Origin of the sequence: Jeotgalicoccus saudimassiliensis (assembly GCF_000756715.1) — a bacterium.
Lineage (GTDB): Bacteria > Bacillota > Bacilli > Staphylococcales > Salinicoccaceae > Jeotgalicoccus > Jeotgalicoccus saudimassiliensis.
Map to the genome: position 1 here is coordinate 114,426 of NZ_CCSE01000001.1, position 25,463 is coordinate 139,888.

Annotated in this window: 30 protein-coding genes; 21 read left to right on the forward strand and 9 right to left on the reverse strand. The window is 37.2% G+C overall.

The window, feature by feature from the left end; translation table 11 throughout:
- Positions 1-122: 122 nt before the first annotated feature.
- From RZ44_RS00555 to RZ44_RS00610, 12 genes are all read left to right on the forward strand, one after another.
- Positions 123-1,067: a nucleoside hydrolase gene (locus RZ44_RS00555; protein ID WP_035807417.1), complete on the forward strand. Its 945-nt coding sequence runs from the start codon at positions 123-125 to the stop codon at positions 1,065-1,067.
- Positions 1,068-1,212: 145 nt separating this feature from the next.
- On the forward strand, positions 1,213-2,829 hold the full coding sequence (locus tag RZ44_RS00560; protein ID WP_035807418.1) for a gamma-glutamyltransferase family protein: 1,617 nt from the start codon (positions 1,213-1,215) through the stop codon (positions 2,827-2,829).
- Between the two features lie 77 nt (positions 2,830-2,906).
- Complete coding sequence (locus tag RZ44_RS11220) at positions 2,907-3,092, forward strand: M20 family metallopeptidase (protein WP_141638959.1); 186 nt, start codon at positions 2,907-2,909, stop codon at positions 3,090-3,092.
- A 48-nt stretch (positions 3,093-3,140) separates the two neighbouring features.
- Positions 3,141-3,626 carry a GNAT family N-acetyltransferase gene (locus RZ44_RS00565; RefSeq protein WP_035807420.1) on the forward strand — a complete coding sequence of 162 codons (486 nt, stop codon included), beginning with the start codon at positions 3,141-3,143 and terminating at the stop codon, positions 3,624-3,626.
- A gap of 89 nt (positions 3,627-3,715) precedes the next feature.
- Positions 3,716-4,204, forward strand: a complete 489-nt coding sequence (locus tag RZ44_RS00570) for a TspO/MBR family protein (RefSeq protein WP_035807421.1) — start codon at positions 3,716-3,718, stop codon at positions 4,202-4,204.
- An 893-nt stretch (positions 4,205-5,097) separates the two neighbouring features.
- Positions 5,098-5,634, forward strand: a complete 537-nt coding sequence (locus tag RZ44_RS00580; RefSeq protein WP_035807425.1) for a GrpB family protein — start codon at positions 5,098-5,100, stop codon at positions 5,632-5,634.
- Positions 5,635-5,667: 33 nt separating this feature from the next.
- The gene (locus tag RZ44_RS00585) at positions 5,668-6,498 is read left to right on the forward strand and encodes an alpha/beta fold hydrolase (RefSeq protein WP_035807426.1); all 831 of its coding nucleotides are present in this window, start codon (positions 5,668-5,670) and stop codon (positions 6,496-6,498) included.
- A 27-nt stretch (positions 6,499-6,525) separates the two neighbouring features.
- Entirely contained in the window at positions 6,526-7,743 is a 1,218-nt protein-coding gene (locus RZ44_RS00590) for an erythromycin esterase family protein (protein ID WP_035807427.1), read from the forward strand.
- A 37-nt stretch (positions 7,744-7,780) separates the two neighbouring features.
- Entirely contained in the window at positions 7,781-8,227 is a 447-nt protein-coding gene (locus tag RZ44_RS00595; protein WP_035811420.1) for a GNAT family N-acetyltransferase, read from the forward strand.
- A gap of 33 nt (positions 8,228-8,260) precedes the next feature.
- Entirely contained in the window at positions 8,261-9,508 is a 1,248-nt protein-coding gene (locus tag RZ44_RS00600; RefSeq protein ID WP_035807429.1) for an amidohydrolase family protein, read from the forward strand.
- Between the two features lie 107 nt (positions 9,509-9,615).
- Entirely contained in the window at positions 9,616-10,809 is a 1,194-nt protein-coding gene (locus tag RZ44_RS00605; RefSeq protein ID WP_035807430.1) for an erythromycin esterase family protein, read from the forward strand.
- A gap of 47 nt (positions 10,810-10,856) precedes the next feature.
- On the forward strand, positions 10,857-11,600 hold the full coding sequence (locus tag RZ44_RS00610; protein ID WP_035807431.1) for a class I SAM-dependent methyltransferase: 744 nt from the start codon (positions 10,857-10,859) through the stop codon (positions 11,598-11,600).
- A gap of 71 nt (positions 11,601-11,671) precedes the next feature.
- On the opposite strand, the gene RZ44_RS00615 is transcribed toward RZ44_RS00610, so the two are convergent.
- The 5 genes from RZ44_RS00615 to RZ44_RS00635 form a co-directional block, all read right to left on the reverse strand.
- Positions 11,672-12,754 carry an AI-2E family transporter gene (locus tag RZ44_RS00615; RefSeq protein WP_035807432.1) on the reverse strand — a complete coding sequence of 361 codons (1,083 nt, stop codon included), beginning with the start codon at positions 12,752-12,754 and terminating at the stop codon, positions 11,672-11,674.
- A 188-nt stretch (positions 12,755-12,942) separates the two neighbouring features.
- The gene (locus RZ44_RS00620) at positions 12,943-13,389 is read right to left on the reverse strand and encodes an 8-oxo-dGTP diphosphatase (RefSeq protein ID WP_035807433.1); all 447 of its coding nucleotides are present in this window, start codon (positions 13,387-13,389) and stop codon (positions 12,943-12,945) included.
- A gap of 27 nt (positions 13,390-13,416) precedes the next feature.
- Positions 13,417-13,908 carry a GNAT family N-acetyltransferase gene (locus RZ44_RS00625; protein WP_035807434.1) on the reverse strand — a complete coding sequence of 164 codons (492 nt, stop codon included), beginning with the start codon at positions 13,906-13,908 and terminating at the stop codon, positions 13,417-13,419.
- Positions 13,901-14,626 carry a DUF5694 domain-containing protein gene (locus RZ44_RS00630; protein WP_035807436.1) on the reverse strand — a complete coding sequence of 242 codons (726 nt, stop codon included), beginning with the start codon at positions 14,624-14,626 and terminating at the stop codon, positions 13,901-13,903. Before RZ44_RS00630 ends, RZ44_RS00625 begins: the two co-directional genes overlap by 8 nt.
- 40 nt (positions 14,627-14,666) lie before the next feature.
- Positions 14,667-15,923 (reverse strand): S41 family peptidase, encoded by a 1,257-nt coding sequence (locus RZ44_RS00635; protein WP_035807438.1) that lies wholly within the window; start codon positions 15,921-15,923, stop codon positions 14,667-14,669.
- Positions 15,924-16,078: 155 nt separating this feature from the next.
- Here RZ44_RS00635 and RZ44_RS00640 point away from each other — a divergent pair, with 155 nt between their 5' ends.
- Positions 16,079-16,783: a metallophosphoesterase family protein gene (locus RZ44_RS00640; protein WP_035807439.1), complete on the forward strand. Its 705-nt coding sequence runs from the start codon at positions 16,079-16,081 to the stop codon at positions 16,781-16,783.
- A gap of 174 nt (positions 16,784-16,957) precedes the next feature.
- Positions 16,958-17,269, forward strand: coding sequence for a hypothetical protein (locus RZ44_RS00645; protein ID WP_141638960.1), 312 nt, complete (start codon positions 16,958-16,960; stop codon positions 17,267-17,269).
- Positions 17,270-17,538: 269 nt separating this feature from the next.
- Here RZ44_RS00645 and RZ44_RS00650 read toward each other — a convergent pair whose 3' ends face one another.
- On the reverse strand, positions 17,539-18,102 hold the full coding sequence (locus RZ44_RS00650; protein ID WP_035807441.1) for a DEAD/DEAH box helicase family protein: 564 nt from the start codon (positions 18,100-18,102) through the stop codon (positions 17,539-17,541).
- A 113-nt stretch (positions 18,103-18,215) separates the two neighbouring features.
- On the opposite strand from RZ44_RS00650, the gene RZ44_RS00655 reads away from it, so the two are divergent.
- The 3 genes from RZ44_RS00655 to RZ44_RS00665 are packed head-to-tail and all read left to right on the forward strand — an operon-like array spanning position 18,216 to position 19,194.
- Entirely contained in the window at positions 18,216-18,413 is a 198-nt protein-coding gene (locus RZ44_RS00655) for a hypothetical protein (protein ID WP_035807443.1), read from the forward strand.
- Entirely contained in the window at positions 18,403-18,864 is a 462-nt protein-coding gene (locus RZ44_RS00660) for a hypothetical protein (protein WP_141638961.1), read from the forward strand. The genes RZ44_RS00655 and RZ44_RS00660 overlap by 11 nt, the downstream gene beginning before the upstream one ends.
- A gap of 6 nt (positions 18,865-18,870) precedes the next feature.
- The gene (locus tag RZ44_RS00665) at positions 18,871-19,194 is read left to right on the forward strand and encodes a hypothetical protein (protein WP_035807446.1); all 324 of its coding nucleotides are present in this window, start codon (positions 18,871-18,873) and stop codon (positions 19,192-19,194) included.
- 207 nt (positions 19,195-19,401) lie between these two features.
- Here the strand turns inward: RZ44_RS00665 and RZ44_RS00670 are convergent, their stop codons facing one another.
- The 3 genes from RZ44_RS00670 to RZ44_RS00680 form a co-directional block, all read right to left on the reverse strand.
- Complete coding sequence (locus tag RZ44_RS00670; protein WP_035807447.1) at positions 19,402-19,863, reverse strand: hypothetical protein; 462 nt, start codon at positions 19,861-19,863, stop codon at positions 19,402-19,404.
- Between the two features lie 24 nt (positions 19,864-19,887).
- On the reverse strand, positions 19,888-20,727 hold the full coding sequence (locus RZ44_RS00675) for an SDR family NAD(P)-dependent oxidoreductase (protein WP_035807448.1): 840 nt from the start codon (positions 20,725-20,727) through the stop codon (positions 19,888-19,890).
- A 95-nt stretch (positions 20,728-20,822) separates the two neighbouring features.
- Positions 20,823-22,046, reverse strand: a complete 1,224-nt coding sequence (locus tag RZ44_RS00680; RefSeq protein ID WP_052108696.1) for an MFS transporter — start codon at positions 22,044-22,046, stop codon at positions 20,823-20,825.
- Between the two features lie 124 nt (positions 22,047-22,170).
- On the opposite strand from RZ44_RS00680, the gene RZ44_RS00685 reads away from it, so the two are divergent.
- Genes RZ44_RS00685 through iadA form a run of 4 tightly spaced genes read left to right on the forward strand, consistent with a single transcriptional unit; the run spans position 22,171 to position 25,436 of the window.
- Positions 22,171-23,085, forward strand: a complete 915-nt coding sequence (locus RZ44_RS00685) for a LysR family transcriptional regulator (protein ID WP_035807450.1) — start codon at positions 22,171-22,173, stop codon at positions 23,083-23,085.
- A gap of 5 nt (positions 23,086-23,090) precedes the next feature.
- A complete protein-coding gene (locus tag RZ44_RS00690; protein WP_035807452.1) occupies positions 23,091-23,300 on the forward strand; it encodes a hypothetical protein in 210 nt (69 codons plus the stop codon).
- 24 nt (positions 23,301-23,324) lie between these two features.
- Positions 23,325-24,266 (forward strand): bile acid:sodium symporter family protein, encoded by a 942-nt coding sequence (locus RZ44_RS00695; protein WP_231856233.1) that lies wholly within the window; start codon positions 23,325-23,327, stop codon positions 24,264-24,266.
- A 21-nt stretch (positions 24,267-24,287) separates the two neighbouring features.
- Positions 24,288-25,436: a beta-aspartyl-peptidase gene (gene iadA / locus RZ44_RS00700; protein ID WP_035807456.1), complete on the forward strand. Its 1,149-nt coding sequence runs from the start codon at positions 24,288-24,290 to the stop codon at positions 25,434-25,436.
- Positions 25,437-25,463 lie beyond the last annotated feature (27 nt).

Genomic DNA, 25,463 nt, shown 5'->3' on the forward strand with positions numbered 1-25,463 from the left:
CTTTTTATAAAGATCTTGGAACGAATTAATTTTTAATTCGAAATATATTAATAAATTTGACATAATATAAGGTGAGATATGACTGGAATCACTTACATAATTTAAATTTGGAGGGAGAAAGTTTGAAAAAAGTAATCATAGACACTGACACCGCTGGAGACGACACGATAGCAATTTTAACTGCTCTACATAATTTCGACGTTCTCGGTATTACAATCACCGGCGGTAACGTTGATTTTAATCAGCAGATTGATAATGCGTTATATACGACACAGGTTGCTGGTAAGGCTGATATTCCTGTTTTTCCTGGGTACAGCGGACCGATTTTTGGTAATACTGAACAGGCGCATACGACAGTTGAGGATGTACATGGCAGCGATGGTATGGGTGATTCTTTCTTCCCTAAACCTGAGCGTTCTGCCGAATCGACGCATGCGATTGATTTTATCATCGATATGATTAACGATAATCCAGGTGAAGTGTCGCTTCTTGCGATTGCGCCTTTAACGAATATTGCTATGGCGATTAAAAAGGATCCGGGTATTACAGAGAAGATTGAACATCTGTATATTATGGGTGGAACGAACAATTCATTAGGCAATATAGTGCCGGCTGCTGAGTATAACTTTTACGTTGATCCTGAAGCTGCTAAATTAGTGCTGCAGTCAGGTATTGAAATGACTATGGTCGGTTGGGATATGTGTACAGATTACTCTCTGATGTTCGATGAAGAGCATGCTGAAATTGAAAGTTTTGGTACAGCAGGTTCACAGTTCTTTAAAGACGTGAACAAAGTAGTGAAGAAATTTAATAAAGAAGTACATAAACTGAATGGAACGACTCATCCTGATACATTGCTGGTTGCAATCGCAGCTGATGAAAGAATTATGGAGAAGTATACTAAGTATTACGTTGATGTGGAAACAAAAGGAGAACTGACACGCGGTTACAGTTTAGTTGATATCAATGGACGGTTAGGTAAGGAACCGAATGTCAGAGTGTGTGAAAAAGTGGATAGGGATTTATTTAAGGAACATTTGTATGATGTGCTTCAGGCAATTAAATAGAAATTAATGAAAGCTCGTTCCTTTTTGAGGAGTGAGCTTCTTTATATCTGTTATTATTTAAAAATTCTGACTAAAAATTGTTCCACCATTTCCGTTGTGATAATCTTTATATACACAACCGCTACATAACAAAGGGGATATTTTAATGAAAAATTTCGACACGCTCTACAATCCTTATCATTCACAGCGTAATCCTGTCGTCGCTAAAAAGGGGATGGTTGCCACGTCGCAGCCTCTAGCGGCTCAAGCCGGGCTCACCATTATGCAGAACGGCGGCAACGCTATTGATGCTGCGATTGCCACTGCTGCAGCACTCACTGTCGTTGAACCGACGACTAACGGTATCGGCGGCGATGCGTTTGCACTCGTCTGGGTCAAGGATACGCTCTACGGTTTAAACGGCAGCGGTAAATCACCCGCTTCTATTTCAATCGATAAAGTCCGCTCAGCAGGCTACGATGAGATTCCTAAATACGGATTTACTCCGGTCACTGTTCCGGGACAGCCTGGTGCATGGGCCGAGCTTTCCAGACGGTTCGGCAAACTGCCATTTAAAGATTTAATGCAGCCGGCGATTCAGTATGCGGAAGAGGGTTATCCGATTTCACCTGTTCTCGCGAAGTTATGGAACAGGGCGGCTGTCAGATTTAAAGAAGCGTTCGAAGGCGACGAGTTCGATCACTGGTTTGAAACGTTTGCGCCAGACGGGCAAGCACCGAAGGTTGGAGAGATCTGGAAGTCACAGGATATGGCAGATACATTGGGAGAGCTCGGAGAAACTGAATGCGAGTCGTTTTATACCGGAAATATTGCCCGGAAAATAGATGAATATTCGAGAGCATACGACGGCTACATAAGGAAAGAGGATTTGGCGAAATACAAACCTGAATGGGTGGACCCGATATCGGTAAACTACAGAGGATATGATGTTTGGGAAATACCGCCGAATACCCAGGGCATTATCGCTTTATCGGCCTTAAATATACTGAAACATATGGATATTGCAGATAAGGAATCGACGGATACATATCATAAACAGATTGAAGCAATTAAACTGGCATTCGCAGACGGGGAGAAATATATTGCAGATCAGGCGTATATGAAGGACGTTACAGCTGAAGATATGCTGGACGAAGCATATGCGAAAGAACGTCTGAAATTAATTACGGACAAAGCAGGACAGCCTGAAGCAGGTGAACCGAAAGCGAGCGGCACGGTATATCTGTCTACGGCAGATGAAGAAGGGAATATGGTGTCGTTTATACAAAGCAACTATATGGGATTCGGTTCAGGACTCGTTGTACCTGGGACTGGCATCGGTCTGCAGAACAGAGGATGCGATTTTAACCTGGATCCGGAATCACCAAATGCACTGGGCCCTGATAAACGTTCTTACCATACGATTATTCCGGGCTTCATTACTAAAGGGAAAGACGCACTCGGGCCATTCGGTGTAATGGGCGGATTTATGCAGCCGCAGGGACATGTGCAGGTGGCGATGAATACAATTGACTTTAACCATAACCCGCAGACAGCACTGGATGCACCGCGCTGGCAGTGGGTTAAAGATAAGACAGTATGGGTGGAGAAAAACTTCCCTCATCAGATCGCAGAAGACCTGATTAAACGGGGGCATAATATTGAAATGAAATTAGACTCAGGCTCATTTGGTCGGGGACAGATTATATGGAGAGACCCGGAAACAGGCATACTCTACGGTGGCACGGAAAACCGCGCGGACGGACACGTGGCGGCGTATTAAAAGGGAGAAAGAATTCCTTCATAGAGATTTTTTCTTATACCGCTGATAATGTTAAGTATATAACCGGTGAAGAACCTGTGAATACAGTAAGAGTGGGAGCTTCAGACGCCAGACATTACAGGATATTTAAAGATGTCCCAACTGTGAACTGTGGTCTTAATCCATATAACCTTGGAGGACCTGATGAATATATAGAAATAGAAGAGCTGATAGATTTAGCGAAAATCCATACTTTAACTGCGTTTGATTATTTGTCTAAATAACAGACGTAGATCTAATGATTATATCAGAAGAAGAAAAGGGGCCTCGTTATGAACTGCATCATCCGTGAAATGGTAAAAGAAGATACAAAGCAGGTTAAGTACGCAGCGAAAAAGAGCTGGAATACGACTTATGAAGGTATTATTCCAATTGAAATTCAGGAGAACTTTTTAAAGGGGGCCTATAACGATGAGATGATGGAAAGACGTTTGGAGCATTCGCTAATACTGGTGGCTGAAGAGGAGAATACTATCGCAGGCTTTGCTAACTTTACGCCGGTGAATGAGCAGGGACAAACAGAATTAAGCGCGATATATCTTCTTCCAGAATATCAGGGCAAAGGAATAGGATCATCATTGTTAAATACAGGAATTGAAAAGCTGAAAGATGTGAAAGAAATTCATCTTGATGTGGAGAAAGAGAATACAATCGGTATGGCATTCTATAAAGTAAAAGGATTTAGAACAGTTGACGAATATGATGATAATTTTGATGGACATATTCTAAAGACAGTAAGAATGGTATTAACTTTATAAATTGCTCAGACCTTTATGATTTCATAAAGGTCTGTTTTTTTATTCGTTATTTAAGGGTATAGAAGACTAATGTTAGAAGGAGGATTTTGATGAATAAACTGGAACGTATTACTGATATTGCTCTGCCGGTTATAGGAGGCAGTGTTGTGGGTTTACTGACAACGCAATATGCAAAGGAAGATTTTCAGAAGTATAAGCAGCCGCCGTTTTCACCGCCGAAAGAAGCGTTTGGTATTGTATGGCCAATCCTTTATACGACAATGGGAATTGCCCGTACGATTACTAAGTCATCAAGAAAAGACTCTTCTGCAAATGCTTATCTGTATCACTCGCAGCTCGGGCTGAATTACTTATGGAGTCTGCTGTACTTCAAGTTTAAATTGAGAGGCACAGCGCTGATTGAAAGCTATGTATTATTTGCGAGCGTCTTACTGACAACAGTCGCATTTTACAAAACAAATAAAGTTGCGGGATTACTGCTGGTACCATATGTAGCATGGACAGCATATGCAACTTATCTGAATGCAGGATTTGTTGCATTGAACCAGGATAAGGAAGAGTATGCAGAAGATATTTAATTTAAGTGCAGGATTATATAGGAAGGAAGGCAGCCATTATAAATAATATGACGGCTGCTCTTTTTATGTTGATTTTATAAAATTATAAAAATATAAACATTTGAGCAACAAGTAGTATGGGCAGGGTATTAATAATTGTATTTAGGATACTTAACGTTCTTTTACTTGTGCCATTCTCATCAAATATGAACGATACGACACTTAAAATAAACAATATTGTAGTCGTTATTAAAGGAAATCCAAATGGAACCAGAAAAATATTATCAAACTCATCTGAAACTGAAGTTATAAATACATAGATTAGATTTAAAACAGATATAAAAAGCAGTAATAGTTTCATTTTGAAAACTCCTTTAGAGTTTTATTTTTAAAAATTTGCACTCATACTTAGTCCGATAACATCGCCCAGGAACATCATTGTATAAAATATGAAGTGTCTCTTTTTATAAAAGCGAATTTAAAATGTAACCAGTCGCCATTAATATAAAGAAACTAAAGAACATTATTATATTTAATATAGTCAGCAACTTATTTTTAGCGAGCAGGCCAAAAGCAATTCCTATAGGTGCAACTATGAAAGTCAGTAACCAGAAGGGGCTTGATGTTTGGAAGACTACATTAGGTATCCAAACCAGAACACATGCTGTGAAACATACGAAAGATAACGTCCTGAATTTATTATTTCTCATATTGATTATATTAAACATCTGCCTTCATCATTAATTGAAGTAAAAAAAGACAGTGATTTACTCAATCACTGCCATCTAAATTCATTACATCCATTATAGCAAACTTGTTTTTATTATTTAAGACTACTAAATCTTTAGCCAGATTTATATACTTGAGGAAAGATAGAAGTTCTGCACACATCTAAATCAAAGGGGATGTATTTGATGGAATTAGGACTTGAGCATAGCGAAGTAAGAATTGTGGATTACACAGATAAATGGGCTGACGAGTTTGAGAAAGTGAAACAAGGACTGATTGACAGTACAGGTCTTGAAGATGAACGAATTGAGCATATCGGCAGTACGGCGATTAAAGGTATGCCGGCTAAACCGATTATCGATATTCTCGTTGGAGTTAATGATTTGAACTCCGTTGATAAGTCACTTTTTCAGTGCTTTGGTAAAGAAGGCTTTTTAAGATTAAAAGTGGAACGATCTGGAGAAATTGTACTGGCTAAGTTTAAAGATGATTCTTATCAGGTGAAGACTCATTTTATCCACCTTGTTGAATATCGGAAACAACTATGGGATGACCTCATATTCTTTAGAGATTATTTAAATGAAAATGAGGAAGCAAGAAGACAGTATTTAAATATTAAAGAAGAGTTCTTGAATAACAAATCCGAGGGTATATTAGAGTACACAGATTTTAAAGAAGCGTTTGTTAAGAGAATTATTAGTGAGAATGTGGATGGGATTTAAAAATAGTGTAAACATAGTCAAAGGGGATTAGTCATGTTTAATACAGAATTGGTGCATTCAAAAAGAGGAACTTTTGAAGTATTTGTATATGGTCAGGGAGAGCCGTTGGCATACACTCATTTGTACAGCGAATATAATTCAAACGGAGATATCATGTCGCAGCAGCTAAGTGAACATTACAAAGTATATGTGATTAATCTGCGGGGTGCGGGGCAGTCTGATGATAAGACAGAGAAATACACATACAGTATGGATGATGCCATTCATGATCTGGAAGCGGTAAGAGAAACACTCGGTGTAGAAGAATGGACGTTTGCAGGTCATTCTACTGGAGGCTTTCTGGCATTGAAATATGCTGTTATGTATCCGAAATCACTGACTAAAATCATTGCAGGCGGGTTATGTGCATCCGGTGAATATATGAATCATCCTGAAAGTATTTACTGCAAAAACAATCCAAATAATCAGCGAATGAAAAATATCTTTGCAGAAATGAGAGTACCTGAAGTAACACGTGAAGAAAGAATTGAACTGGCTAAAGAATGGATAATGATGTCACTCTACCGAAAGGATGCATACTATGACATGCTGAAACGAAAGAACAGCGGCAGAACGTTAATGTTTAAAATTGATTACTTTACGAAAGAATTAAAAGATTATGACCTAAGAGATGAACTCCAAAAAAGTGATGTGCGTGCATATATTTATTGCGGACGTCATGATGCACAGTGTCCTTATGTCTTCAGTAAAGAAGCAGCAGATTTAATGCCTAACGCAACATTAAAAACTTTTGAATACAGTAATCATATGCCTGATATTGAAGAGGAAGATAAATTTGAAAGTTTTATAGAAAAGACAGTCTAACATCATTCTTAGATAAAGGAGAAATTAATGAAAACAAAACTTATTTTTAGTTTCATTCTTTTGTTTTTTCTTATTGCTTGTTCGAATACTGAGGAAGAAATAATAGAGTTGCAAAGTGACGATGGATTTGAACAAATTGCTGATTTTCTGGATCAGAATGATGTTTTAGTACTAGGTGAATCAACGCATGGTTCAGAAGATATTGATCACTTAAAGCTGGAATTAATTGAATATTTAAATCAGCACAGTAATTACAACGTTCTGGCTTTAGAATCTTCAAAAGCTGAACTCAATTACTATAACAGTAAAGCAAATGATTTAACGCCTGAAATTATTCAAAATGAAGCTGTAGCAGATATGTTCAGACGTGATTCATTTAATCAGTTATTTGAGGATGTTTATAGCCGTTCAATAGAACTCGAGATTCAGGGAATTAATTGGCAGCCGGTTGTCTATAATAACTCTCATTTTAATGCTTATTATTCAGAAAATATCGCAAAAGAAATTGCTCCTTATAATGAAGATAGTGCCAACTCGTTTCTCCAAAATGAATACAGAATCAGAGAAATCTCCAAAGACACGGTTTTTATTGACGGCTATAATTTGCCGTTTGATGAATTAAATGAAATACAGACAGGTTATGAAAAGATTTTATCAAGTGAATATTTTAATGAATTAGATGAAAGTACACGTGAATTTATTAAAAATAGAATAACTATTTTAGATGGACCACTTTCTGTAGACTTTGCAGGGCAATATGATAATGCTGATGATGATTACTATTCAAGAAGAGGGCTTGGGATGTTTAACAATGTCAGCGAGCTCGTTGAAGATGGAAATAAAGTAATACTGTGGGTACATAATTTCCACATCCTAAAAAATCCGTCCTCTGTCAGTTATCCCAATGATGAACAAGGGGAGTACATGGCACAAGAGTTTAATTCTCTAGGATTATATTTAGACCAGGCAGATTTTAAAACATACATGATTGGGGTTTACTTTAATCAAGCGAATCAATTTGATTCACTATACTTTGAGAATGAAGATTTAGAACATATTACAGATGAAAATTATTTGGAAGGTATCTTGTCTGGATATGACAAGGAAAAGATATTTATCGATTTAGATTCTGCAGAGTGGTCTAAAGAAACATTGAACTCATATCACGAAGGTTTTATAGAACAACAGTTTATACCAAGAGAACAATATGACGGGATAATTTATATCGATAAGATTGAAAACTAAAGCTTTTAATAACGTTTTTAAGGATCAGGTAGATAATATGACTAATATTAACATTAAAAAAATTGATGAATATAATATTAACGAAGTGAGAAAAATACGTGTTAAAGAAAATCAGCAGTCATTTATTGAGACAGTTGAGGAATGTATGGAAGAAGCAAAAATATATGAACAATGGTGTCCAGTTGCAATTTATAATGATAAAACAATAGTCGGTTTTGCCATGTACGGTGCTTTTGGTGAAAACCCGGATGTATGGATAGATAGAATCATTATTGATGGTAGGTATCAGGGTAAAGGTTTCGGTAAACTAGCTATGAAAGAATTAATTGAGATTGTGACAGAAAAATATAATGTAAACATTGTTTATTTGAGTTTTGTTGAGAGTAATGGCATCGCCCGTAAATTATATGAAGAACTGGGATTCAAATTCACAGGAGAATATGATCCTGAAGGGGAATTGATATACAAGTACGACTTAACATAGGAATGTCAAAACAACACTGGGGAGTGGGAATGCTTGATAGAAATTATAAATGTTAATTGGATTAATCTCGAAGATAAGAAAATTGAAGTGAAGGATGTCAATATTCCATCAGAAGATAATTTAGAGATTGATGGTTCAGGTAAATTTCTGATGCCGGGTCTTGTGGACATGCATACGCATATCACGCCGACGAGTGCGAAGCATTATTTATACAGCGGTGTAACGTCTGTCAGAAATACAGGCGGTAATTTTGAGATGCTTAATCTTATTGATGATGTTACACCGAATGTCTATGCAACGTATCGTTTTATAGACGGTGAACCAGGATTATGGGGTCCGACGTCATACGGCAATATTTCTACGAATGATATTGAAACCGCATTGGCTGCTGTTGATGAGCTGCATAAGCAGGGCGCAAAGTTCGTCAAAGTCTACGGTAATATCCAGGAGGAAGTTCTGGAAGCAGTCGGTAAAAAGAGCGGTGAAATGAATCTGGAAGTGGCTGCTGATCTGCTTCATACAAAGTCTATTGATTCAATCAAAGCTGCAGATTACGGCGTGAAATGGCTGGAGCATGCTTCGAGCATCGTTCACAGTCTTTATCCGAATTATAATACTCAAATTTCTCAAGATGAGTTCAATCGTATCAGTCAAATCGAAATGGATGAAGAGAGATTAACAGACGTACTGGCTCATTTAATAGAAAAAGAAGTAAAGATTGTACCAACTTTAACGCTGTACAGACATTTGGCAGAAGGACGTATTTTTAATCCGCAGGAACTGGAATCATCGAAGCAGATGAAACTGCTGGATGAGGATAAAGTGTTCAAGGTTAATGATCAGTTCAATGCAATTGATGCTCAGCTGAATGAAGACTTTAGAAGTCGTCAAAAATGGGAGTATAAACAGGTTAAAGCCATAACCGGCAAGTACCTGGAAATCGGTGGAGAAGTATATATCGGTACAGATGCACCGGCCGGTACATGGGTCTATCCTGGATTAAGTATGATTGAAGAGTTAAATGAGTTTAAGAACTTCAATCTGAATAACTTTGAAATTCTAAAGAAAGCTGCGGTAGAATCGAAAGAAGTTATTGGTGAAGATAACGGATATCTGCTGCTAGAAAGTAACCCTGTTGAAAAACTTGAGAACATACTGGATATCAATACAGTTTTTGTTGATGGGAAAAGGTTTAAACATAATGATATTGCACAATATACTGTTGATGGAAAAAGTCTGATGAAAGAGTTTGAAGGTATAGAGAGGAAGTATTCTTTATAAGGTTACTTCACAACATTATTTAAGAAATCATTAAATGTAACCGCTTACTGAAGTGTTAATATTATACTTATAAGGATTTTTAATCAAATATGGAAGGAAAATATCTAATGAAAGTTAAACTTCTTTTTACAGTTGTATTAATAATATTATTAATAGGTTGTGACTCAAATTCTGAAACAGGCGCTGCTAAATCTAAAGATTATTATGTATTAAATGAAGAATTTCAAGAAATAGGTAATATATTAGGGAGTCAGGATATTGTAATTTTAGGTGAAAGTACACATTGGTCTGCAGATATCACTGAGAAAAAAGTCGAGCTTATAAATTATCTGGCAGAAGAACACGGCTTTAATAAACTGTTTTTAGAAACCGGGGATTCGGAATTTAATTATTATAAAAACAAAGGATTGGATATGAAAGAAGGAGTGGCTGAACAGTATCATCAGTCAATATTTAATGATTATTTAACGGGTGACCATGAAAATATTAAAGCATTACCTATGGATTGGGCGCCAGTATTTACGACTAACAGAGCGAGTCATATTTCTCTGCTTGAAGAAAACATTACAGAAGAAATCAGTTTGTATAGTAAGGATTTAGCTGAGGAATTTAAAAAATCTGAGTTTGCTTTACGAGATTGGTTCAGTAAAGGATTATTTTTAAACCAGCACGTTGGGAATCTGGAAAGACCAAGAGACGTCTATGAAGAGATTAGAAATGAAACATTCTTTAGTGAACTCCCGCAAGCATCCCAGGATTACATAGAATCAAGACATGAGAATATCAAGAATTATTATTCAAAAATAAATTTTGATAATGCACTTGTCGAGTATTATGATTATCGTGAAATAGGGATGGCCGATAAGGTTCTGGCACAAATGGAAGATGATGATAAAGCAATTGTATGGGTGGCGAACGGACATTCAAACTATGATGTCACTAAAATAGATAATACCCACGAAGTTTTTAAAGTAGAACGAAAAGACGAAAGAACTGAATCATTAGGAGCATTGTTGAGAGACAGTGAACACGATGTCTATAACATTGGCCTTTACTATAATGAAGCGGACACTTATAAATTACTGCCGGAACATTATGAAACACCAAGAAAAACTGATGATGATACATTAGAGGGATACATTGGCAACAGGGTTCAGGAAGATGTATTTATAGACTTTGAGACGAGTGGATTTCTTGAAGAAAAATTATATACAGCGTTTGTCATTGGTGCTTATGATTATAAGATGGTCCCGCAAGAACAATATGATGGATTAATTTATCTAGATCATCTGCTGGAATGATTTAAAGGAATAAATAAGAGTCATATTAAATTCTGGGAGATAAAAATATGGAAACTACTTGGGCAAACGAATTTTATAAAATGCAGTATGAGTTTATAGGTGATTATCCGGTGGAGTTTTATAAAGAATCTACACTTGAAATATTGGAGCAGGCTGGTAAACCTGTATATTCAGCGCTTGAACTTGGTGCATGGGACGGCAGTCTGGCACGTGCGCTTTCAAAGCATGTAAATAAAATAACTACGGTTGAATTAATTAAGGAAATGACAGACAAAGCTGAATCTCTCAATCCGGATAATATCGAAACGATTCACGGCAGTTTTTATGATGTACAACTGACAGAGAAGTTTGATGCAGTTATTTATATCGACGGCTTTGGTGTCGGTACGGATGATGCTCAGTTAAAACTGCTTAGGAATATTAAACATTGGATGGCTGATGACGGCTGTGCACTCATTGATATTTATCAGCCGGAGCACTGGAAAAAGGCTGATGGTGTTGAAATGTACCCTGATCCTGAAAATATGCCGCATATAAAACGAAGATATTCATACGATTTTGAAGAAAATGTCATGATGGACACATGGTGGCATAAAAAAGATGAGAAGCTGAACAATACTCAATATTTGAAATGCTATACACCTGACGAAATATATAATCTGTGCAAACAGGCAGGGTTAAATATCACTGGATATTTTCCGCATGGCGCGATGGATTATGAAAGTATGAAGTATCATGAACATGCTTCGCTGAAAGAGTGTCTGTCGTATAGGATTAAAGTAGTTAAATAGCCAATCAATAAATTTACACATAAGAAGAGCACACTTTCCATTTGGAGAGTGTGCTCTTCTTGTTTCTTCAGTTATGAGACATTTTCTGTTGCGGTGTCTTTAATTTCCTGACGTTTCTCGTAGATGTTAATAACGATAGTTTTAACTACAGCATAGAATGGAATTGCCAGGATTATTCCCCAAATACCTGCGATGTTACCTGCTGCGAGTATCAAAGTAATAACCGTCAATGGGTGAACACTCAGCGCATTCCCCATCACATTCGGCGTTATGAGGTTCCCTTCAATTTGCTGTGCAATAAGCATAATGATTCCTACATATACAGCCATAATCGGATCCTGGAACAGTGCAATAATGATTGCCGGAATTACTGCAATATAAGGTCCTAGGAATGGAATAACATTGGTTACTACACCAATAAGTGCGAGTAAGAATGCATAATCCAGACCGATGATTAAGTAACCAGTCAGTAGCAGAATTCCTACAACTAAGCTGACTAATAGTTGCCCGACAATATATGATTTTAAAGTGTGGTCTACATCGCCAAGTGTTTTACGAACCCATGCTTTTCTGTCTCCGGAGAAGAATTTTGAAACAAAAGGTGCGAACTTCTTGTGGTCAATCATAATATAAATCAGGAAAAACGGCACGAGTACCAGTGCAAGCACTCCCGAAAACAGGCTCATTATGAATGAACCGATACCTGAGCCGATAGTTGCTGCCCAGTCTGTTAATTGCCCGGACACGTTGCTGATCTGATCCTGAACTGCGGTTGGCATATGTTCACGCTGTGTCAGGAAATATTCTACATAACCTTCTACAGTGTTAATAATTTCCGGAGCATTATCGATAAGCGAATTGACCTGCTGAGTAACGATAGGTGCGATAAGAATATAAAATAACCAAATAAGTAATCCCATCAAAGCAATAATAATGATGATAGCTGACCACTTTGGGAATTTATGATTCATCAGAAAATGCAAAATCGGGCGGGTTAAATAGAAAAGTACTCCGCCAATCAGCAGAGGTACAAATATAGTCTGTATCACGGTGAAAATTGGAGAGAAAATCGCCTGCAGTTGAATAAGTAATAAAATAATAATTAAAGTAAAAATTACAGCGACTGCTGTTTGAAACCAGCGTTTTTGTGTCATAGAAAAGCCTCCTCATATCTTATGTATATACCCAAATGAGAGTAGAATATGGGAGGAATAGAGATTTAGTAAACGCATCTGGCTAGGAAATTCATAAAAGTAACAAATAATATATGTTAACTATTAAAGAGGTTCCAGCAAGAATAAGATTGTATACGGTATACTATATACAGTGTGTAATTTCGATATTATTTAAGCTGCACATTCCAAGATTCATCATAATAAAATTCGGAAAGAGTATCAGAATCCATTACCCGGAACATCTCATTAAAATCATTGGCCAGGTTATATGTACCAAGTTCATACTTATCAATCCAGAATACTTCACCTTCATCAGATGAACGGAGATTACCGGAATACTGATTTGTTTTATACATCAGTACAATATATCTTTCATCATCTTCAGTCTGAAACTGTTTCGTACCGCATATTTGCGGATTTTTTATAACCAGACCTATCTCTTCAAACACTTCACGAATCACCGAATCCACAAAAGACTCATTCTTTTCAACTTTTCCACCGGGGAAAGTAACACCCGGCCAATTACTGCTGACCCGATCCTGTATTAATATTTGACCCTTATCGTTTTCTATCATACACATGTTGGTAATTATCGTTTTTTCTGCTTTGGACATGGTGACCTCCGAAAAAATAATTGATATTTAGCTAAGATTCCAACCGTATAATCTTTCTATAGACTGCTTTCCACCGTATTCAACTGTTCTCGTACCTATAAACTTTCCGCCTAGTTTTTCATAAAATATTGTAGAGAGATTATCTTCAAATACGGAAAGTATCATATTTGTATAATTTTGTTCGATTAAAGTTACTTTAACAATTTCGAATAAATCTTTGCCGATACCTTTACCTTTTTGATCAGGTAGAACATGAATAGCGTGCAATTCTGCTTCAAATTCTGGATGCTCTTGAAGTCTGTTTGAACCGCATCCGACAAAGGCAACTATCATCTCATCGATTTCATATACGAATAAAGTATTTACTTCTAACGATTTTTTAATACCCCTGGTAATCTTATGTACACTCATTTGATTTAAATAGTCTTTAGGAACAATATTTTTAAAATTTACTTGCCAGCTATGTACTAAAATCTGTGCAATATTTTCAGCGTCATCTAAATTTGCTTTTCTAATCATAAGTGCCTCCCATATTATTATTTTCAACCCAGTCATAAAAAGTCATGACATTGAACTTATTCGATGCTTCCAAAAATTGTTTTAAAATATAAACGTGACCAGAACCGACTATAACTATTACTTGATCATTGTTATTTAAATTCTGAGTGATGTTATTAACCATAATCATATTTCTTTTATACCACCATGTCAGCCAGGGGATTGAAATATTCCAATCATCCCCAAGCAGCATCATTTGACCATACAATACTTCATCCATTTTATAGCTTTCAGGTTTATTCAGTTCCAAAGTGATTTTATATGAGTCATTCAATTTACTGAGTTTATCATGATGAGACTGTATCTCTTCAATCAGTTCAATGAATGATACATCGTTGTTTTGAGCCCATTCATAAACACCACTCATTCCATTAACCCCGTAACCTTGTTCCATCCAGTCCATTGCAATGACAGATTTAAGATTTAACTGTTTAGCAGTATAAAATCCCAAATCATAAGCTTCATTTTTATAGAAAACAACTGGATTATATCTATTGAAGCTGTCATTAATAACGTCCTGTATTTTTTCTTCCTGTTCAATACATATACGAGTTGGCTGGAATTTGATTAATGAATCTCTGAAAATGTTCACACTGTCTAAAAACTGCTCATCTGGGTCAGAGTGACTGAAAATTTCATGATAATGCTGAGTGCCTACAATCATAATTTCCGGTTTCATTTTGGTCTCTCCTCAAAGTATAAAATAAGTAGATTTTAAATTATCGTTCTTCTAAAAAATTTAAAGCAATGTTCATATCTATATCTGCCTGAAGATGTTCTGGTGTCCATTTCACGTAAGTATCAGGCTTTACTCCCGTGTCTTTGATTCCACTATCGAGAGAAACCATTCTGGACGTTGGGTAATACAACGAGAATTTTTCCTCCCAATCTTTATTAATTAAGTTGGAATAATCGTTTAACCCAGCTGTAGGCCTTCCTATGACAGCCACTTTAGCCGATCTGCTGGCAATGTCTACAAATATATCACCTGCACTGCCGCAATATGCATCGGCTAGTACAATTATATTTTTAGGGAATTCAGAACCTTCAACTTCAAATTCTCCACCATTTTCAAAAGAAACGAAACCTTTACCGGAATTGTCTTGAAAGAAAGTAATCATGTTATCTAAGCTTTCTTTAAAAGATGTATCTGTTGTCTTGTCTTGTAATGATTTAAGCCCCTTAATCTGCAAATCTGCCGTTCTTTTTGTGATATTAAAATCCATTTTATAATTATCGAGGTTAATAATTGTTTTTCCTTCTGGAAAAAGTAAAGGTAAAAGCTGTTCAAAGCTTGAATCGCTGCCACCTCTGTTTTGACGTACATCTATAATTAAGTTTTCCAAATCACTTAATCTTTCCTGATTAGAGGCTATAATCTTTTCTATAGGATCCGGTGAAAAGAAATCAGTTAAAGTCATATTAAAAGTATTATGATTTAGCTTTTCTAAAGAATGAATGGGTGTGTACTGCTGCTTATCATAAAGTTTCAGATTGAAACTTGTAACCTCGCGATAATTATTCTCTATGTACAATGTATTGTACTTTTCAATAATATTTTCCCATCTCTGCCGTTCAGGTATTTCATCTCTCAATTCTCTTTTATGTTTAAGAGATAACTCACTTACTGTAAGCTTATCTAAAGCGATTACTCTATCTCCTGCATTCAATCTTGTTTCGCTCATAACCTCAGTAACGTAGAGAACATCGTTAAAACGTCTTACTTTAAAGCCGATATCCTTATTTGTTTTGGATTGCTCATCTTTAGCAATGAAAAACATATGTGGATCTTTAAAGTCTAGTAGATAATCATTAATAATGTTTATAAAAGTATAATCATCTAACTGATGTTGATTACTTAATTCTCGAATATTCTCACGATATCTATCAGGTGAATCCCATCCTTGTTTATCTTTATGTCCGGCATAATCATTCTGCATAATATCAACAACTTCATTAAAAATATCTATATACATAAATTCACCCTGTCTTTTAAGTAGAACTAGTAAATACGATTTTATTCAATTATAGCTTTACTATCTGTTTTGTAAACGTTTACTAATTATAGTAATCTTAAATAAAGACTTGAACGCAAATGCACGGATAATCAAAAACATCATGGAGGCAATTCATGCAGCGAACATTAATTATTAGTGATATTCACGGGGAGTTAAAGCTTTTTAATAAATTGCTGAAAAAGATAAAATATAATGCTGATAAAGATCAGCTAATCTTACTTGGTGATTACATAGACCGCGGTCCGGATTCCAAAGGAGTATTGGACCGTGTGATGGCATTAAAGAAACAGGGTGCAATTGTTTTAAAAGGAAACCATGATGACATGATGATCGCTGCTGTGGATAATAAACCGGATGCATGGAAACGATGGGAAAGAGCAGGGGCACTTTCTACATTGGAGAGTTACAATTCATCTATCAAGAGCATGGAGCTGCCTGAATCGGATGAGTTTAAAGAACATGTAGCGTTCATAAGAGAAATGGATTATTTTTATGAACAGGATAATTATATATTCGTTCATGCAGGTATCAGACCGGATATTCTGTTTGAAGAAAACGAACGTCACACATTTCTATGGATCCGTGAATTATTTTATGAGAAATACTCGGATTATAAAACAGTTGTCTTTGGTCATACACCGGTCTCTATAATCCGTAAAAAGAAAAATCACAATATTTACTTTGGTGAGAATAATATTATAGGAATTGATGGAGCTGCGACATATGGCGGTCAGTTAAATTGTTTGGAGTTACCCAGCAGAAAAACATACCATGTTAGAAAGAAATGTTTGTCTAAAATTTTCAAAAGAAAACATTAATAAAAAATCCAAATCTAATCATTATGATAGTTTTACTATTAGTTAACCAGATACAAAGGATGGGAAAATATGAGTGTTAAAGTTAAAAGGAAGTTGTGGATATTTGCAGCATTCATTCCTTTGCGGATAAGATATAACAATAAATCAGTCGGTACACTATATGGTTCACAGGAATTGGAATTTCCAGCAGAAGACGAAGGTGAACTGAAGTACCATCAGCCAATTGGTTGGGATGATCAACTGAAAGTTAAAGCAGGTGATGTTGTACAGATTGAAGAAACAATGTTTGGAAAAGTACTGAGTACTCTTCTGATTCTATTCTTTCTTTATTTAACATTGAGTATATTTGAGGTGATAGATTTTACAAGCTATTCCAATTATGAACAGCTGCTCAGTGCCGAACGTATTGCATTGGGAGGATTACTGATTGTCGCATTAATTGGCTTCTTCTTTAAAACACATAAACTGGTCTTGCTGAACAAGTAAGAGATACAAAAATCCCACAAACCGAAAGCCCGGATTGTGGGATTAATTTTTAATTAATAAGTTCTAAATATTTCCAAAATTAATGCAACGCCGCAGAATATTACGCTAAAACTCACTGCAAAGATAATTACATTTTTCCACGGCAGTCTTTTGTCATCACGATTCATAAAGTTAACAAAAGTTGAAACTGCAAAGGTTGTTGCAAGAAAAAGAAGGAAAATAATAAGCTATTCTATAACTACTTCCATTTTAAAATCCTCTTATCTATTCTAGTTGTTATTAATCCAACCAATTATTTTCTCACTCGACTCTTTAACGCTTAACGATGTCACATCCAGCTTGAGATATTTATCTTCCTGAATTTCATTGTCGTATGAATTCAGTCTGTGCTTCTCAGCCGAACTCGTCAGTTCTGCATGTGAGAACTCCACATTCCGTTTCGAAGGCTTCTTCTTCAGCCTGTACTCAGTCGTGTTCCGTCTGATTCTCTCATCCAAATCAGCTGCCAGTTCCACGAAGTAAATGTCATGTGAGTCTTTCTTAAAGATGTTTTTAACTGTATTGATGTAATCCCTGTCTTCCTGCATATCAAACGCCCAAACAAAGGTAAAAATTATTCCTGCATGTGACTCATCTTCGGCAATATGTTCAAAAATACCCATACGGATTTGATCAGATAATCTAAACGTATCCTTATTCCAGCCGATATACGGCCATATCGCATCCAGCGTGACATGATTGTGCAGCAGCGGCAGATTAAACGCTGAACCAACTTTTTCTCCTATAGTCATCTTACCCACAGCCTGCGGACCAAATATCAATATAATCTTCATAAGAATATCCCCCTGACACTTGTGTTATTAGGAGTTTACCACATATAAAATATGATAAGATAAGTATAAATACATAAATAGAGAAGAGTGTAATAACGAAGGGGATAAAGACTATGAATAATGGGTCGGTTATTATTTTATATGTTCTGCTCACACTCAACGCCTTACGTTACGGAACTTACATCCTGGAAGGTCACTCAAGCTCATATTACATTACAATGCTCAGTCTGAACTTACTGGTAATAATCTTTACGATTACTTACAGAGCGGTTAAAGCGAAGAAATCATCAGAAGCGGATATTGCGGAATAATGCTTTAAAGGGGATAAGCAGGGAGATTACTGTTAAAAGGAGAACCTGGTTACAAGGAGCGATGATGCCTGTCAATTTAAAACTGAATGGAAAAATTGTTTCCTCACTTTACATTAATCAGGGGAAATCTATCCCGGTAACAGAGGGTACATCACAACTGGAATATACTCAGCCGCTTGACCGAAGTCATCAGATTCAAGTTCGTCCTGGAGACACAGTTATTCTAAAAGAAACGAAATTCGGTATGTTCTCAAATCTTTTCTTCTTTCTTACTGTCATTTACTACATTGCAATGGGACAGGAGATTTTTCAGAATGGTTTTCTAAATAATTTTAGTGCTGTAAGTGTAATAGCTTTAATATTATTAACAATGGTAGTCATTCTTGGAATAACAACATTATTTTTTAATCAATATAAATTCGTAATAGAAAATAATTCATCTGAGGAGTAATTCATAATGGATACATTTATCGCAATATTATTCGCAGCATTCGTATTTTATTTTGTGATTAAATATGCAGTCAGACAGGCGATTATTGAAGCAAAAGTAAATGAGTCCAAGCTGAGTACACAAGTCAGGGCAAATGACTTATTCAACAAGATACAGAATACGCAATATGAAATTACAGGTGAGACGAAGTCTGAAGAAGTGAAATTGAAAGCAAAAGAAATTTACGATACCAGTTTTGATATTTTAATTTCAGACAGTGCAGACGAAGAGAAACTCAGACAGCTTAAAATTAAAAAACAGGAGATGATTCTGTTAAAAAGTGAGGGATAGGTTATGAACCGATCAAAAGATGATGAATACATTGATCCAGCCAAGTTACGTTCAAAGAATAAAAGACAACTTGCAGAACCTATGAGTAAGGCTGATACAGCATTCGGGATATTCGAGATAATATTCTATATACCTCGTCTGCTTATTCAGGTAATTAGAGCAATCTTTAATTAAAAATGGTGGCAGATATTTTGTCTGTCACCATTTTTATGCAATATAAAAGATAAAAAGAATAAGTGCTGCGAATCCCCCGATTACGAGAATCAGAATGATATTTTCAAAGCCTGCTTCAGTCCCCTCATGCACATTTTCCGGTGTTTTAAGTGATTCCGGAGGAACGGTTTCAACTGATCTCACATTAATGACTTTCAGAACTAAAAGTACGACTGCAGCAAACAGTCCGAGGACATATGTGAAACCAATGAAGTAATAAAATTCCGGACCTGAATTAAAAATGCTCCGGTTATTGGTCAAAGTATATCCCATCGTGACATATGCCAATACGAGTAAAATTATAAACAGAATGATTGTCAGTACTGCTGTTATGATAAGTGAAAGTGATTTTCTGTTCTGATGATTCTTCAATAGTGCAGAAACTGGTATATAGAAAATTACTTTAACTATCGGGTATATACATAAAATTAACAGAAACATTAAAAAAACAGTCATAGCATCATTCCCGACGATTTAGATTTACAGATGAGTTAAATTCAGCACATCAAGTGTTGCTGATATTAGAGAGGTACGTGCATCTATATCATTACCGTGTTTTTTAATTTTGACGATGTTTCCGTTATGCATATATTTACCATTATACCTTTCAGGGGCTTCCACAGCTTTTACTGTTGAGGTGCTGCCTTCTATTGGTGACAGGAAAAATGGATCAAGCATTTTATAAACTATATTGCCAATGCGTTCATTTTCAGGTGTTTTACCTAAGTTAGTCGATACAGCACCGGGATGAACCGCGGTCGTTTTTAAGCCCTGGTCCTGATATGAATCATAAAGTGCCTGCATCAGATACAGCGTTCCAAGTTTTGATTTACCGTAATTCGTAACCGGATTGAATTTCTTCCGTTTAAAGTACGGTGCGGTAATCGGCGAGAACTTATATCCATCCGATGATACGACGACAATCTGTTTTACTTCACTGTTAAGTACAAGCGGGATGAGCAGATGTGTCAGATAGAAATGACCGATGTAGTTTGTTCCCATCATCATTTCAAATCCGTCTTTTGTTTCCTGTCTTGTTAACGAAACGACTCCTGCATTCAAAATCAGGTGATTGATGGAATCATACTTATCTTTCATTTCAGCCGCTGCTTTTTCTATTGAAGACAAATCGCTTAAGTCACAGTGAATTAAATCCACTTTAACATCAGATTGAGCTGCTATTTCATTTTTTAATTCTTCGCCTTTATTTAAATTACGGACAAGCAACACCATCCGGTCGCACTTATCCGTTAATTCCATTACTGTTGCTCTTCCGATGCCGGAAGTCGGGCCTGTAATTGCCAGTATATTTTCCTTCATCTGATCACCCTCTGCTGTTAGTTTTGTTATTTACTTATTACCCTTACAAGCAATATAAACTCAATTATCTTTAAAGAACAAAAAAACCTTCTGACTTAGCTGTCAGAAGGTTCTACTATAAACTTATCAAAGTTATTCTCTTTTTTATTGCCGATAATCGTAATCAGTATAAATGCCAGTACATATATAACAAGCAGTATCGTCATCGTGTAATTGTGATTCTGTGTTGAGTCATAAATAAAGCCGATTACAAACGGGAACAGTCCGCCGATAATACAGCCGCCTGTCTGCATCATTGCAGTCCACGAGTTCGCACCGTTTGCAGTCAGTGTTTCATCAAGCGGCAGCATTAACGCTGCAGAGTATAATCCGCCAAGCGGGATACCCATCATAAATGCAGCGATCCACATTAACGTGTGATCTCCTGTCCAGAACAATAATGTCGCAGCAGTTCCTGCAGCAAGGATAAAATAAATCCAGTTTCTTCGTGCCGGATATTTCTCCATCATTATTGGCAGCAGCAGGTTAAAGATAACCTGAACGGACATCACAGCACTTAACAGCATACCGCCCTGAATCATTGTCATACCGTTTTCGACTGACATCGGTACAAGCCATGTGATTGTCGAGAAATAGAGAGCGGCCTGCAGAGCATAAAACAGCATGAACAGATAAGGTTTAATCTGTTTCCACGGCGAAGGAAATTTGTACTTAACTTTAGAGACTTCCTGCTTAGGGAGCTTACTTTTATCGCCGGTTTTCAAAACGAAAGCTACAACGAGGACGCCGAATAAAGCGAATGCCGACCATATTGCCAGTGCAAACATAAATGAGTCGGATACCTCAAAAAAGATTCCTGTTAAAGCAGCACTTGCTGCAGAACCCAGACTCATAAAGAACGTTGAAATTCCGATAGCGATAGCTGCGTGTCCCGGGAAATACTTCTTAATGACAGAAGACATTGTCGGACCAAGTACTGCGATCGCGAGACCGATTAGAAATGCAGTAATCAGTAATGTTGAGAATCCGGGTACAAAACCGCGAAGTGCAGTTGCAACACCTAAAACTGACAGCATAAGTATTAATGTAAATTTAGAACCGTACTTTTTATTAAGAACAGTAGCAAGTGATGCAAAGATTCCCATACATAGAACGGGAACAGTAGTCAGAAGACTGGCCTGTGCATTGGACAGGGACAGTGACGTGCGGATCGTATCCATAAGCGGGCCGACGGATGTAATGCCTAAACGGAGATTAAGTGAAATGGCAGCAATGACGAAAAGCAGCAGAAAAGTATTCTTATTATAAATTTTATTCAAATCTTGTCCCCCAGTGTTTACCGTTATTCATATCTTTATACTTATGATAGCATTGAAATTGATATACATAAAATATTAATATAATTGGTTTTAGTTACTTTTATCATATACATGAGGTGGGAACATGGACATTCGTCAATTACGGTACTTTATAGTCATTGCTGAGGAGAAGCAGGTCTCCGCTGCAGCAAAGAAACTGTTTATGTCACAGCCTCCGTTAAGCCAGCAGCTGAAAAATATGGAGCAGTCTCTCGGAGAAAAACTGTTTGAGAGAAGCGGAAAGTTTTTGGAACTGACAGAAGCGGGTAAAACATTATATAAATACGCTATTGAAATTACACAGATGATGGAAGAAGCAAAAAGTGAAGTCGCAGACGTCGGTGCCGGCATGGACGGCAGATTATCAGTCGGTATTAATACATTTTCATTATCCAATATTAACGAAGTGTTTCATGACTTCAGAAGCAGATTCCCGAAAATAAAATACAGAATCCAACAGAACGAATCATCTCTGTTATGTTATTTACTGAAAGAGCGGGAAATAGAGCTGGCAATCGTGAGACTGCCTCTGGAAATTAACGATTTTACGCTGCAGCATTTATACAGCGAGCCATTTTATGTTGTGACTTCAAAAGAGAAGAAATTGTTTAAAGGGAATGCGACACTGAAAGAAATTGGTAAATATCCGCTGGTTCTCCCAAGTATTGAAGGACTTGGGGTATATTATTCAATACACGAAGCATTTTCAAAAGCAAAAATACAGCCGGACGTTATTGCTGAGTTCTCCGATTTAAAACTGATGATGGAACTCGTATCCACCGACTTCGGTATATCAATTGTGCCTGAATCACTGCTTCATCTGTACAGCGAGTATCCGGTCAATGTTCATAAAATCCCAGAATCAGAAAGTTTGACAGGAGACGTCGGTTTAATCTGGCTGAAAGACCACAGGCTGTCAAAAGCAGCACAGAACTTCGCAGATATGCTGACAGCAGCTGTAAGAGAGAAACCGGGGAATGAAGAATTATACAAGAGGTGAGGTTTATGAAGAATTTATTTGCAGGTGCCGCAAAGCTGATTAAGAGAAAAGATGTCGAGAAAGATAAAGCATATAATAATAATGTAGACCAGGAAAAAGTGAACAGAAATATTGAAGCAGCAGAAGAGAGACTGGCAGAACCCGGTCTCACGATGTGCCAACGTCAAGAATATCAGAAAGCACTGGATGGTCTGAAAAAATATAAAAAATATTAATCAAACAGAGAGAAGGATATAGACGTGCTGAACAGCTTTAACAGCAAAATACAGTCATTGATGCCGATACTCACACCGCTGTGTGTGGTGCTTGGCGTAATATTTCATAATATCGGCGGACATCTGTTATTTTTAGTGCCGATTCTATTTGCGTTTATGACATTTACAGGCAGTTTAGGAATGAGATTCACCGATGTAAAAGTATTTAAAAAACATCCCGGCGCTATTTTATTTGTTATTTTATTTTTACATATTTTAATGCCGGTATGGGCGTATTTTTTATCATCCTTTATTTTTGACGATCACCTGCTCGTCATCGGATTTGTGATTTCAGTTGCAGTGCCGACGGGGGTCACGAGCATTATCTGGATTAGCATATGCAGGGGGAACTTTCCGCTCGGGCTGTCAATTATCTTAATCGATACGCTGCTTGCGCCGTTTATACTGCCGGTCATTCTGGATGCACTTGCCGGCGAAGCGATAAAGCTTGATACCGCATCAATTATCCTGGATCTAATCTGGATGATCGTCCTGCCGTCGATTTTAGGCCTGGTAATCAGTGAATTAAGAAAAGGCCAGGTGAAAGAGATGAGCCAGATGCTCGCACCGTTCTCAAAACTTTGTCTGTTCGGTATTGTTGCCATTAACAGCAGTGCTGTTGCGCCGTTTTTAACAGATATTACTTTGGAACTGATCGGGGTCATTCTGTTCGTCTTTATACTTGCCGGATCCGGTTACGGTCTCGCTTTAATACTCGGACATTTACTTTTCAGAAATACACAGACTGTCACTTCACTCGTCTTTTTAGGCGGTATGAGAAATATTGCCATCGGTACAGTTATTGCTGTAACTTACTTCCCGCCAAAAGTTGCTATGCCTGTCGTATTTGGAATGCTATTCCAGCAAGTACTCGCATCGCTGTATGCCAAAGTCGTCAATAAATATCAGGTGAAGTATGAAGTGTAATTAATTACAGGAGATGATTTAATGATTACTTTAATAAAAAATGCTGAAGTGTATGCACCGGAAAGTTTAGGCAGACAATCAATACTGCTGCTCAACGACAAGATTGCGAAAATTGGAGAGGTTAGTGAAGAATCACTTGCCGGCCTTGGTGTGGATTATAAAATCATCGAAGCTAGCGGAAATATCGTTACACCTGGCTTTATCGACCCGCATATCCATCTGCTTGGCGGTGGTGGAGAAGGCGGATTTGCAACGCGTACTCCCGAAGTTCAGCTCAGTGATCTGATTCAGTCAGGCATTACGTCAGTAGCAGGATTATTAGGAACAGACGGTACAACACGCCATTTAAGTTCACTGTTAGCTAAAGCACGGGGACTTGAAATTGAAGGTATCTCTACATATATTTACACGGGAAATTACGATGTGCCGACACCGACGATTACAGGGAATGTTAAAGACGATGCGATTTTAATTGATAAAGTTATCGGTACTGCAGAAATCGCTATATCAGACTCACGCTCGGGACAGCCGAGTGTCCATGAACTGGCAAAGATTGTCGGACAGACAAGAGTCGGCGGCATGCTGAGCGGCAAAGCAGGCATCACTCATTTTCATACAGGACCTGGAAAAGCTTATCTATCGATACTGCATCAATTGCTGGATGAATATGAACTGCCAGCATCGAATCTGCACGTCACACATGTCACACGCAGCAAAGAACTGTTTGATGATGCAATCAAACTCGCAGCACGAGGCGCATTTGTAGATATTACTGCAGATGAAGAAACATTTGAGTGGATTTCGTATTATAAAGAGAACAATGGAGATATGTCGAAACTGACAATCTCAACAGACGGCAACGGCAGCCTGCCGGTGTTTAATGAAGAAGGCGAACTGCTTGGACTGGGAGTAGCCAGTACACGAACGATGTTTGAACAATTGATTAAGACGATTAAAGCTGGAAAGCTGACAGTGGAAGAAGCATTGAGACTGGTTACAGCCAATACAGCAGAAGCATTGAAGCTGGAAAATAAAGGTGTCATAGCAGAAGACAGAGATGCAGACTTGCTTGTTCTGTCTAAAGACACATATGAAATCGAGCATGTCATCGCCAAAGGACAGCACATGATTGAAAACGGTGAAGTGCTTGTGAGGGGAACGTTTGAGTAATAACTGTATGGATTTTAATTACTTGGA

Excerpts from the sequence above, each read along its gene's own strand:
- RZ44_RS00560 (WP_035807418.1), top strand. The coding sequence starts at position 1,213 with ATGAAAAATTTCGACACGCTCTACAATCCTTATCATTCACAGCGTAAT.
- RZ44_RS00565 (WP_035807420.1), top strand. The coding sequence starts at position 3,141 with ATGAACTGCATCATCCGTGAAATGGTAAAAGAAGATACAAAGCAGGTT.
- RZ44_RS00570 (WP_035807421.1), top strand. The coding sequence starts at position 3,716 with ATGAATAAACTGGAACGTATTACTGATATTGCTCTGCCGGTTATAGGA.
- RZ44_RS00580 (WP_035807425.1), top strand. The coding sequence starts at position 5,098 with ATGGAATTAGGACTTGAGCATAGCGAAGTAAGAATTGTGGATTACACA.
- RZ44_RS00585 (WP_035807426.1), top strand. The coding sequence starts at position 5,668 with ATGTTTAATACAGAATTGGTGCATTCAAAAAGAGGAACTTTTGAAGTA.
- RZ44_RS00590 (WP_035807427.1), top strand. The coding sequence starts at position 6,526 with ATGAAAACAAAACTTATTTTTAGTTTCATTCTTTTGTTTTTTCTTATT.
- RZ44_RS00595 (WP_035811420.1), top strand. The coding sequence starts at position 7,781 with ATGACTAATATTAACATTAAAAAAATTGATGAATATAATATTAACGAA.
- RZ44_RS00605 (WP_035807430.1), top strand. The coding sequence starts at position 9,616 with ATGAAAGTTAAACTTCTTTTTACAGTTGTATTAATAATATTATTAATA.
- RZ44_RS00610 (WP_035807431.1), top strand. The coding sequence starts at position 10,857 with ATGGAAACTACTTGGGCAAACGAATTTTATAAAATGCAGTATGAGTTT.
- RZ44_RS00615 (WP_035807432.1), bottom strand. The coding sequence starts at position 12,754 with ATGACACAAAAACGCTGGTTTCAAACAGCAGTCGCTGTAATTTTTACT.
- RZ44_RS00620 (WP_035807433.1), bottom strand. The coding sequence starts at position 13,389 with ATGTCCAAAGCAGAAAAAACGATAATTACCAACATGTGTATGATAGAA.
- RZ44_RS00625 (WP_035807434.1), bottom strand. The coding sequence starts at position 13,908 with ATGATTAGAAAAGCAAATTTAGATGACGCTGAAAATATTGCACAGATT.
- RZ44_RS00630 (WP_035807436.1), bottom strand. The coding sequence starts at position 14,626 with ATGAAACCGGAAATTATGATTGTAGGCACTCAGCATTATCATGAAATT.
- RZ44_RS00635 (WP_035807438.1), bottom strand. The coding sequence starts at position 15,923 with ATGTATATAGATATTTTTAATGAAGTTGTTGATATTATGCAGAATGAT.
- RZ44_RS00640 (WP_035807439.1), top strand. The coding sequence starts at position 16,079 with ATGCAGCGAACATTAATTATTAGTGATATTCACGGGGAGTTAAAGCTT.
- RZ44_RS00650 (WP_035807441.1), bottom strand. The coding sequence starts at position 18,102 with ATGAAGATTATATTGATATTTGGTCCGCAGGCTGTGGGTAAGATGACT.
- RZ44_RS00655 (WP_035807443.1), top strand. The coding sequence starts at position 18,216 with ATGAATAATGGGTCGGTTATTATTTTATATGTTCTGCTCACACTCAAC.
- RZ44_RS00665 (WP_035807446.1), top strand. The coding sequence starts at position 18,871 with ATGGATACATTTATCGCAATATTATTCGCAGCATTCGTATTTTATTTT.
- RZ44_RS00670 (WP_035807447.1), bottom strand. The coding sequence starts at position 19,863 with ATGACTGTTTTTTTAATGTTTCTGTTAATTTTATGTATATACCCGATA.
- RZ44_RS00675 (WP_035807448.1), bottom strand. The coding sequence starts at position 20,727 with ATGAAGGAAAATATACTGGCAATTACAGGCCCGACTTCCGGCATCGGA.
- RZ44_RS00685 (WP_035807450.1), top strand. The coding sequence starts at position 22,171 with ATGGACATTCGTCAATTACGGTACTTTATAGTCATTGCTGAGGAGAAG.
- RZ44_RS00690 (WP_035807452.1), top strand. The coding sequence starts at position 23,091 with ATGAAGAATTTATTTGCAGGTGCCGCAAAGCTGATTAAGAGAAAAGAT.
- iadA (WP_035807456.1), top strand. The coding sequence starts at position 24,288 with ATGATTACTTTAATAAAAAATGCTGAAGTGTATGCACCGGAAAGTTTA.